Source organism: Marinomonas foliarum (genome assembly GCF_003337275.1).
Classification (GTDB): Bacteria; Pseudomonadota; Gammaproteobacteria; order Pseudomonadales; family Marinomonadaceae; genus Marinomonas; species Marinomonas foliarum.
Map to the genome: position 1 here is coordinate 1 of NZ_QPJQ01000055.1, position 11,141 is coordinate 11,141.

The 11,141-nt window shown below is 43.7% G+C and carries 6 protein-coding genes; all 6 read right to left on the reverse strand.

Annotated features, from left to right (window positions below):
- Window positions 1-60: 60 nt before the first annotated feature.
- From DFP77_RS20055 to DFP77_RS18775, 6 genes are read right to left on the reverse strand one after another with little or no spacing between them, the layout of a single operon-like run.
- Window positions 61-225: an AAA family ATPase gene (locus DFP77_RS20055; RefSeq protein WP_181858594.1), complete on the reverse strand. Its 165-nt coding sequence runs from the start codon at window positions 223-225 to the stop codon at window positions 61-63.
- A gap of 15 nt (window positions 226-240) precedes the next feature.
- The gene (locus DFP77_RS18755) at window positions 241-3,522 is read right to left on the reverse strand and encodes a DEAD/DEAH box helicase (RefSeq protein ID WP_114413721.1); all 3,282 of its coding nucleotides are present in this window, start codon (window positions 3,520-3,522) and stop codon (window positions 241-243) included.
- A gap of 12 nt (window positions 3,523-3,534) precedes the next feature.
- Complete coding sequence (locus tag DFP77_RS18760) at window positions 3,535-4,746, reverse strand: restriction endonuclease subunit S (protein WP_114413722.1); 1,212 nt, start codon at window positions 4,744-4,746, stop codon at window positions 3,535-3,537.
- A complete protein-coding gene (locus DFP77_RS18765; protein ID WP_114413723.1) occupies window positions 4,743-6,380 on the reverse strand; it encodes a type I restriction-modification system subunit M in 1,638 nt (545 codons plus the stop codon). The genes DFP77_RS18760 and DFP77_RS18765 overlap by 4 nt, the downstream gene beginning before the upstream one ends.
- Before the next feature lie 17 nt (window positions 6,381-6,397).
- Window positions 6,398-9,781, reverse strand: coding sequence for a DEAD/DEAH box helicase family protein (locus DFP77_RS18770; RefSeq protein WP_181858595.1), 3,384 nt, complete (start codon window positions 9,779-9,781; stop codon window positions 6,398-6,400).
- 49 nt (window positions 9,782-9,830) lie between these two features.
- A complete protein-coding gene (locus DFP77_RS18775; protein WP_114413725.1) occupies window positions 9,831-10,982 on the reverse strand; it encodes a sigma-54 interaction domain-containing protein in 1,152 nt (383 codons plus the stop codon).
- Window positions 10,983-11,141: the final 159 nt, after the last annotated feature.

Genomic DNA, 11,141 nt, shown 5'->3' on the forward strand with positions numbered 1-11,141 from the left:
CAAGTGGGTTAAGTGGTGATTAAATGTCGCTTCTGAGGAAATACTGTCACAAGCTGAAAGTCAGCTAAAAATTGTCTTACTTGTTCGTATGTTCCCTAGTGCCATTAAGACCGAGCTCTTTCCGACACTATTGGGGCCAAATAATAACGTTACTGGAGCTACATGAATTGACTGTGTATCTTTAAAAGAGCGGAAATTTGTTAATGATATTTTTGTGATTCTCATATTCGATACATACCCTTATTTGGAACCAATAACGGCTAAATCTGCCATCGTCGTTTTCTTAATAAAAAGTGCCGTGCTACCAAGCAACTTAAGTCCTTCATCATTAATTTTTTTTACATCTATTCCAGGTTGGACAATAACAACTCCAAATCGAATAGGCGTAGTTCTGGAGCGTTCTTTAATGACAAAAAGATCTTTGATTGTGCCTTTTAGAAAACGCGAATAACCGTGTGATCGCCACTGTTGTTCTCGATGCTTAATATGGTTGTACCAATTAGTAAGATTAAGATGCTTCCAGCGAATGCAGCGCTGTGCTTGTCCACATACCTCATACAAATCGCTAAGCCGAGCCCCTGGCTCATCTGCACCTGAGTACTTACAATGAATTAAGGTCAATACAATACAATCGTCTATGAATTTTAACCCAACTAAATCAGCAGACTCGCCTTTACCATCGTCATTGACAATGACATCATAGTCATCTTGTATTTCTTTAAACCATCGCCATTGAATCGACGTTTGATCGCGCTCATATCCCATGGACTCCTTCCTAATATCTGTCTCTCTCCAGTCAAATGAAATAATTTCCCTACTATCAAAGAGTCCAATATTCTGACTAACATGAACAATATGTGCATTGTAAGAGAATGCACCATCAGCATAATGGATCATCACTGGGTCAATTTCCATATACTCCTGGAGAGGTACGGGATCAGATTCACCTCGTTGAACAAAGACCTCAGGACCAGAAATCAGCTGATAGTTGTAGCCTTTTGGAGTCGAGTCTCCTAAGAGAGAAAGCTTATATTCGGATTCAACTTCATCCGTAGAAAAAACAAGTCGCACACTGCCATCATCAAACTTGCCGTCGGTTCTTACTTCGACAAGATACAAATGAGCGGTCATAGAACCAAAATGAAAATTTATCTTATCCTCAAAGGCGGTAAGTAAATACTCGCCCCATTGAGCTGATATCGGATACTCATTATAGGGTGCGAGAAGTGGAACGGGGCGTAAGAAGTTACGTGTCAAATTGTTGGGATCTGGCTCTGAACTGAAAATCTTATCCCAGGCACGCTTAACCCAGTCACACCAATCAGCAATGTTGCCACCTTTCTGTGGCGACCAGACTTTACCTTTGCGCTGAGAGCACCCCCAAATCACACGATTGCCCGATTCATACCCTAGTGCAGCGATATTACTCAAGCTGGATTGAGAGGCCTCAATTAATGAAAGCCCTTCAGTTACATTAGGCCCAAAATATTGAGTGAAACTGATAGAACCAATCTGAGATGCTCCCAAATTTCTTGCCAACGGATATTCAATCCCATTGAAAACATTGAATACCTTGGCACCACTAACAAGCTCGCACATTCCATTACACAAAGTGCTTGCCAGCTCTTCTGCACGAAAGACTTTATAATCATTCGAGAAAACAAACAAGGCCGATCTATCTGAATCCCAATGCGCAACAAGAACTTTATAGTTCGTATCTTTTAGATCCTTGTAGCTACCCCATCGGACTGTAGATGATTGAAGAGCAAGAACCACAAGCAAATTTTTATCGTCTGCTATTGCATGCCAATACTCATCGAATTTTGGCAAGCTCTCTTCATACTTCTCAGGAGACCAATTATCACAGGAGGTTTTGAATAACATCGCGGAACAGCTGGGCTCAAGGTTCGATAAGGAAATCTGATCATGCAAATCACCTTTTTCCTTTAAAGAATCAACTAATTCTTGAAGCTTAATCTCCCGAGCAATTCTTCCTTCCGAGAGCCTTCTGAGAACGCTATCCCAATCAGCTCCTATTGAATAAAGGTGTTGCAACTCGCCCTCGACAGCAGGGTCAGCAACATTCATTACTACAGTAGCAATCCCAAGGTTTTGAGCTAGATTGACACGTGTAAATCGGCCAATGAACTGCAATGTAACCGCCAAGCTTTTGTGATGATCATGAAGTGCTGCAATTTTCAAATTGGGTAGATCATAACCTTCACCCAACATATCAACACAAATAACAATTTTGGATTTTTTTGCCAGCAAGTTATCAAGACGCTTTCTAACATCCCCTTTAGAGTACCCAGAATGAACAACGATTGGCTCAAGGTCTGGAGCTAAGCTCTGATAAAGATCAATCAGCTCATCTGCACGATGTTTATTACTCGTTCGCGCCATGAGCAAGTGATCAAGGCCATTGCTTATATCTGTACGAAGCTGATTAATCGCTTTTTCTGCGATTGCAGCATCTATGAGATCAGGATAATACTCTTCAACAGGCAACAAATTGACATTTGTGAAATAGCCCGCTCGCTGCGCCTCTCCCATGGTGTAGTTATAGACAATCTTCCCGCCAAGAGATTTCTTATCATTTCTAAATGGAGTTGCTGTAAATTGGACTACACGCTTTTCTTTGAATTTTTCTCGAATCACTTGCCAAGAATTAGCTGATATATGATGGGCTTCGTCTACAAAAAGATGACTACACGCCTCACAAAGTGCCTTCAAGGCTGCATTAGAGCAGGCAGACAAGACGCTAGTTGTTGCTACCAATACGTTCGCAGCACCAGCCAGTATACTCGCCTCTTCGGCTGACTGAATTCCCTTTCGAATAATCGCAACATTTGGTAGTGAAATATCATTTGGTACAACCGTGAGCTCTGGCAAATACCCCAGATCAATAAATTTTTTTGATATTTGTGACCTTAGAGAGTCAGATGGGACAATAAGAAGTATTTTTTTACACTGCTGGTATACCATAGTGGCCAGCATCGTTTCTGTTTTCCCCGTCCCAGTAGGCAATACAGCTGTCGCTGGCTCCACCCGCAAATCTGTCGAAAAATAGCCTGCAATGGCGTGGAGAGCACCCAGCTGAGGCTTTCGAAGGCCGGGGAGGCCAAGTTCAGCGTTTTCCTCTTTAAACTGAAATTGATGACGCCAAAGGTCGTTAATTTCATCAGGTTCTGTAGGAAATGATTGTTCTGGAAATTGTTCCCAGCTTAGCTGGATATCTTCCGACCAATTTTCCAAGGAGAAGTTTTCTTTGCTTTTAAGGGACGGCAATCCTTGCCTGCATTTCCCCCTGACATTTGGTTTTTTTAAATAGACGATATTCAGAGGAGGCTTCAGCCCTGTGACAAGTTCAAAATACCCTGAGAACTCTGCAACTTTGATTTGAGCCTCAACTTTTGTTGCTCTGAACAAGAGTTTGTGAATAAGATTGCCACCAACTTTTCGTCCAGGAGCTGACTTTGCAGGTAAGGTAAGTTTTATTGTCAACGGGCCAAATAAATCCATTGAAATCTACCCCTATAGATGACCTGAGAATGCGCGCTGACTCAGCGATGAAAAAGAATATTCAGATTCATCAAGAAAATGATTTAAGCTTATTATAGTTTTTTGCATTTTCCAGTAAACTGCCCTAAATCTATACTGAATAGATATGCTTGGAAAAATTGCGTCAGTAGCCTCAAATTTTCCTTTAGATATATTTAGCATCGATCCACTCGTACCTGTTGCTTGGGATGTAAGTGTTTCTTTAAATTTCGGCTCCCAAATCAGGCAATTCAAAAATTCAGGTAATAAAACACTACTGTCCGTTTTTATATTCCATAATTTATCGGGTAAAAAAGCATTTTCGCAATCATCTTGAACAATACATGTCGCAGCTACAAGTTCGCGGGTGTTAGCTCGACTAAAAAGAAGATCTCCTTTTTTAGGAAATACCAAACGTTTTCCATTTGGAATATCATCACCGTGCACAAATTTATTTTCTTGGGAATTAAATCTTCCACTTGTTACTGCTGAAATTTTTAAAACACCAAGTTCTCCTTCTTTACAGGGGTAACCTTCACCTTTAGCACTCCAACCTGAAGTAATGGAATCTATACCGTAGCTTAAAGGCTTCACTTCCCACCCCTTGGGATTCGTCACCGGATCACCAAACATGTCCAAAAACACAGCGCGTAGGAAGTCGTCGGCGAGTTTTATGGCTTGTTGGCGTTTGCGGCGGATGGCGTCGGCCTTGTCGAGGATGGCGGCGATGCGTTTTTGCTCTTCTAATGGGGGGAGTGCAAGAACTAACTCTTTAATTTGCCCTAAGCTTAGATTAGAGATAGTTGCTGTAACTTTCATACCTGTAATTTGATTTAGAGCAGAAGTAGTACCTAGCCAATACAATAGATACTTAGGCCAAAGTATTTTTGAGTCAAATCGGATAATTGCTAATGCTTGGTTGCAATTACTCTCTGGAAAATCATCTGGAACAATTGCTGTTTTACCTATTGTCCCTGCAATTGTAATAAGTAAATCACCAGGAATTATTTTTGATCGCTTTAGTGCTTCGTTAGTTTCTTCATCGATATAAAGCACATCATCTAGAGATACAGTGTTATTTGATATGTTTTGGATACGTAAAAAAGGGATTCCTTCACTTGAAAACTCGTACCCTAAAGAAGTTGGCGTTGTTCCTTTTGTCACTGTATGACAGACCTCCCCCAATTTCACCATCGGCCATTTCATAGCATCCCCTCCAGTTCTTTCAGGTCTGCCATGATGTCGTTTTCCAGCGCCATGAGTTTGCCAAGGATGACTTTGGGGTCTTCGTATTGTTCTTCTTCGTATACGACTTTTTTGTAGCGGTTGATGGAGAGGTCGTATTTGTTGCTGGTGATGTCGGCGGCGTCGACGACGAAGGCTTTTTGAGTCTTGTCCTGAAAATATGCTCCTGAATTTTCTGGATTAGCGCATCCCTGCGCGTCATCACCAAACTGCGAAAAGTCGAAGTTGCTTTCAACCAGCTTACGGTAGGCTTTCCATTTGGCGATGGCGTCTGGCAGGTCGTTGCTGCCGTCGCCTTTGAGTGGGGCGCGTTTATCATCCAGTGAATAGCCGTCGGCTTGTAAGTCGTAGAACCAAACTCGCTCTGTGGTGCCACCTTTGGTGAAGAGTAAAATGGCGGTGCTAACGCCGGCGTAGGGTTTGAATACGCCGCTGGGTAAGCTGATGATGCCTTCGAGTTGGTTGTTTTCTATCAGTTCTTGGCGTAGCTGTTGGTGGGCTTTGGAAGAGCCAAATAACACGCCATCGGGTACGATGACGGCGGCGCGGCCACCGAGTTTTAGGGAACGTAAGATGTGCGCGACGAACAGCAGCTCGGTCTTTTTGGTTTTAACCATGCTGAGCAGTTCGGGATTGGTGTTGGTTTCGTCTAGGCTGCCTTTAAAGGGCGGGTTCGCTAAGATGACATCAAAGTAGTTTTCTTCCTGTTTGGGGAAGTGTTCCCGTATGGATTTGTTTAGGGTGTCTTGGTAGACGATGTTGGAGCCATTCACACTGTGTAGCATCATGTTCATGCTGGACACGCGCAGCATGGTGGTGTCGAAGTCAAAGCCCCAAAACATATCATCACTGATGTGCTCGCGGTAGTTCTCTAATTTGTCGCCAGGATAATGTTTGTTGCCTTCTTCGTCTTCCCAAATAGCCTCTGGGCTGGTGTACTGACGATTTAGATATTCCATAGTGCGAGCTAAGAAACCAGCCGTACCGCAAGACGGATCACAAATAGTATCGAACGGTTGCGGTTCGATTATTTCTATCATCGCGTCGATAATGTGGCGCGGTGTACGAAACTGGCCGTTGATGCCGGCGGTAGTCAGCTTGCTGAGTAAGTATTCGTAGATGTCGCCTTTCACGTCGCTTTGGTTTAGCGGTAAGGAGTCCACCATTTCCAAGGCGGCCACCAGCACAGATTCGTTTTTGATTTCGAGATCCGCGTCTTCCATATACTCACTGATGTGACCCATGGCTTTGACTGGCGTATTCTCTTCAACTTGATCTATCTCTGCGACATCACCCAGTTTGGAAAAATATGGGTACACTTCGTTTTTTAGGTGTTTATGTAGCTCTTTGCCAGACAAGTTTTTGAAGTTTTTCCAACGCAATAATTGACCTTCCTTGGTGTCCGGAAAAAGACGTACGAAGGCTTTGCCTGTTCGATTAGCTTTGCGTTCTTCCGCTTCTTCTTGCATATCGAGCATACGGGCAAACATGAGGTAGCTGATCTGTTCGATCACGGTCAGGGGGTTAGTAATGCCCCCTGTCCAGAATTTCGCCCATAGTTTGTCGATGTCGTTACGGATTGGTCCAGTTAACATAAGGTCTCTCTTTTGATTTAGCTTGCCGACGCGCCAGAGGCAGTCGGTTTAAAAAAAGGTTTAAGTACAGATACTAGGTCTTTAACATCAGCTTCTTTAAATACGCCATCGACACCATTTGGGCTGACGCTTGTAAACGGCGCTTCATAGAGCTTTCCGATGTCGATGAAGCCGTAGTTGGTGATGTAGGTTTTGAGCAAGTCCATAAACCGCACTTGCTGCGAGGTAAGATTCGGGTGGCGATGCACAAAGTCGGTGAAGTGTTCACTGACTTTTTCTGGCTCAAGTCCCACCAATTCTTGCAAAGTGATGTGCAGTTGGTCTGCTGTACGACCATAAAACGCGTTCAGGGTATCCAAGCTCACAGTGGGATGCGTGGTTAAAATGGTCGAGGTAAGGTTTTTAAGGTCGTCTTCAGACACCGGCTCATGGGCTTTGATTTTTTGTAAAATCGGATTCGTCGCGACTAAATTGTCTAGCAGCTCTTTGGCTCGGCGACGGTAAACACTGACTTCGTCTTTGTTATACAGTTTATGCTCGCGCACTTCTGTCACCACTTTGCCATCTTGAGTACGGGTTTTCAGTGGATCCTTGCCTGCTGTAGATTCGCTTTGGCGAAATTTCATAATACTGCGCAGTTGAGTCCGAGCGTTTTCTAGCTTGACGATACTGGGCGCTTGCCAAAATTCAGCGCTGTTCACTTCGTCTATGATGGCTTGCTTTTGGCGAACCGCTTGAATATTTACCGCTAAAGTAGATATTTGCTCGATTAAGGTGTCGCGGCCATCTTCGAAGCTTGCCGACTGCTCAATAAAGCTGGTTTCCACCGCCGCCATCAAACGATCTAGCTGAGTCGCGTGTTTGTCCTCTAGCGGACGTGCTGCCATCAATGGCGCGATAGTATCTAGCAATAGATACTGCGTCGTGGCGTCGAGTGTCTGAAGGCGTTCGGTCTGAATCAAGGTATCCACTTGGCGCAGTTCCTTGCGCACAGCAACACTTTTACGAGGCAATGCAGACAGATCTGCTTTGATAAGTGCTATGGCCGTGTCAAAGCCTTCTCGGTGGTTATGTTTAAGGGCTTGAATCGCGAGATTAACACGAGCCTCGAAGCAGGTTTGCAGTAGTGGCTTGCCACCCACATCTTGAGGTTCTTTGTACTCTTGTTCAAAAAAATCAAAATTCCCGTAGTGATCAAAAATCAAAAATTCCGTTTTGTCTTTGCCTTTACCAAACAAGTTTTTACATAAACGTGTTCCTCGGCCAATCATCTGCCAGAATTTAACCGATGATTTAACGGTTTTCGCAAAGACCAGGTTCACCACTTCAGGTACGTCAATACCTGTGTCCAGCATGTCGATCGAAATGGCGATACGGAAATCGTTGTCGCCTTTTTTAAACTCTTTTATCAAGCTCTCGACGTGGGAAACCTTGTTGTGAATGACTTTGCAGACTTTATTGCCATACTGCGGATAGAGCTTGCAGAATAATTTCTCTAAATGTTCTGCGTGTTTTTGGTTATTCGCAAAGACAATCGTTTTTCCCACTAGGGAGTTGGTTTCATCCTTGATGCCATAATTCATCAAGTTTTCAAGAATCTCTTGGTCGGTTTTTTCACTGAAGATTTTACGACCTATGTCTTTGCCTTGGTACGAGGCATTTTGCGCTTCGTCAAAACCTAGGTCGTCTTCTAACTGGCGCTTTTGAGCATCGGTTAAGTCGTTGTAGTGAATACCATCACGAAGAAACTCTGTGGTGACGTCTTTGACTTTGAAATCCACCAAATAAGGTGGCTCATGTTCGATGGCTTCTTTTAAACCAAACTGATACGTTGGGTCCGTGGTTTCACAACCAAACATATCAAAGGTATTACGACTGATAAACGTTACTGGCGTAGCGGTTAAGCCTACCTGTAACGCATCAAAATAATCAAAAATATCACGATAGCGGTTGTAGATACTGCGGTGACTTTCATCGGCAATGATCAGGTCAAAGAAGCCCACATCCAGCTGAGCAAAGCGGTTCATCATGCCGGGGTAAGTGGACACGTAAATACGCGCGTTTTCGTCGATTTTATTGGTTTCGCCGATTTCACAGCGTGGCTCGCTGGGCAAATTGGTTTTGAACGCTTCACTGGCTTGGGTACGCAGCTCTTTGCGGTCACATAGAAAGAGTACGCGCTTGGCCCAACCGGCGTTTAACATCAAATCCGCCAACGCGATGGAAACACGGGTTTTGCCTGTGCCTGTCGCTTGGATAATCAAGGCTTTGCGGCGCTGTTCTTGGAAAGTATGCGCTACCGATTTAATGGCGTTGATCTGATACAGACGATCGGCAATATTTAAATTGGGGTTATTTTGCTCAAGCTGGTTATCACGGTATTGACGTTGGTAAATCAGATAATCCAGACTGTCTTTACTGTAAAAGCCGTAGACGATTCGCGGTGTATTGTATTGGGCGTCGTCCCAAATAAAGGTCTCGTAGCCATTGGTGTAGAAAATCACTGGGCGCTGACCGAATTGCTGCTCAAGTGAATTGGCATACAAGCGAGCTTGTTCACGTCCTGCTTGGTCTGAGCTACTGCTAGAGCGCTTCGCTTCGACGACTGCGAGAGGCTTGCCATCGCTGCCCCACAACACATAGTCAACGTATCCCTTACCGGATGGATTATTTGGAAAAGCAACTTCCACTTCAATACCAACTTGGTCTGGATCCGTTACATTCCAACCCGCTTGCACCAGCATGGCGTCAATTAACAGCTTACGAGTTTTAGCTTCGTTCCATTGCAGGCTATCGGCAACGGCTTCGCTTTCTTGCTTACGCTTCTGCTGATCAGGAAACGCTGGTGCATCGAGGTACTTAAGGTTTTTAGTGCGTTCTTTTTCAATCTGTTCGAGCAGTTCGTCATTGAGCTGTTTCTGCTTATCCAGTTCTTCTTTGGCCTTGACTAACGAGCCAGCCACTTTTATGGCCAGAGCATTGGTGTCAGAAATCTCTTTCATGGCAGGGATTTGTGACGCCGTTTTCCCATAATATTTAACAGCAAGATACATGGATAGCTGGTGCGCGATGTCTAAATTAATGAGCGCCGAGCTTTTATCCCCTTCACTACCATGAGCGGTGGCATTGCCTTGCTTACGTAACATATGGATGTAATTCACCAACGAAGGATCTGTACAATTTTTAAACACACTATCGCTGGCCAATTCGTGAAAACTTGCCATGGGCATACGTGGCAAGTTCTCTTCTTTGTATATGGTTTTGGTGAGCTCTTCAGCAAAAGCGCGTAAACGAGTCAAAGTACTACCTGGATCAATGTGCAGTACCGCTTCAGCCAAACCCGCAAGGTTTGCTAAGGCCTCGTTTTCAGGACGTAAAAACTCAAAGTTTTGTGATTTCATAAATAATATTGTTCTCATACTCGTGTTATAGCGAAAGCTGTGCCAACTTCTATTTCACGTCGTATTTATCCATCCAGTTGGTTAATGTTTGGTAATTTTTCAGCCCCAAAAGTGCCGCGGCTTTTGACTTGTTACCGTTGGCTTGAGCGAGCGCTTTGGGAATATAATGCTTTACCAAATCAGAAATAATATTTTGAATATCAATACCTTGAGAAACATCCTTATCTAACAAACTGGTATTATTTTGCGATCTATCAAACAAGGCTTGTTTGATATCATCAGCCGATAATAGGTCTTCACTGCTCCATAGAGAAGCCCGTAATAAAGTTGATCGTAACTCACGTATATTACCTGGCCACAATTGTGAAAGAATAATATTTTTTGCATTTGCAGAAATTTTTTTATTTATCAGGGCTACATCTTGCTTTGCCATATCCATCAATAACGCATCGGCTAGTAAAGTAATATCGCCCTGTCGCTCTCGAAGTGGTGGCAATGAAAGAACGCCTACTGCTACACGATAAAAAAGGTCTTCTCGAAAATGTCCATCATGAATAGCTTGCATCAAGTTTCTGTGAGTGGCCGTAATAATACGAACATTCACGCTTTCCTCTTTGACTGCTCCTACAGGCGTAATAACGCCTTCTTGTAGAACCCGCAGCAACCTAACCTGGACACTAGGTTCTAGCTCACCAAACTCGTCTAAAAAAAGAGTTCCATCATTAGCTTGCTGGAAATACCCTTGTCGATCAGCTGATGCTCCCGTAAAAGCGCCTTTTTTGTGACCAAACAACATGGAGTCCACCAGCTCTGAAGGAAACGCACCACAGTTCACTGCAACAAAAGGCTTACCTGCACGTGAGCTAGCATTGTGAATGGCTCTTGCAAAAAGCTCTTTCCCCGTTCCTGTTTCGCCTTGAATCAGTACCGGTACTTCACGCTTAGCAAGAACTTCAGCTTGATACTTTAAGCGCTCCATCACTGGATTTTGAGTAATAATATTTTCAAAAGCTGCACTGGAACTCACACCATCATTAATAAGCTCTGTGAGTTGTGTAGTGGTTAACTTGGTTGCTGACGGTGTATATTCAGCAGAAATTTCAAAAGGTATTTTTACCTCTTGAGCGCCTTGCTCTTTGCTTGATCGATAAAAGCGAGCAGAGTACTTCGTCTTCCCAAGCAAAATCCAAATAGCTTGCATGGCTGGCGTACCAGGACTCAATAAAATAGAGATATCAGCATTTGCTTTTTTAAAAGCACTAAGGCCCCCTGTGTCAGGATAGTTGTCGCCTCATTTGTTATTATAAATAGACAGGGGACGGTAAGTGAAAACCAGTGGATTACCAAAGACATTCAAGTG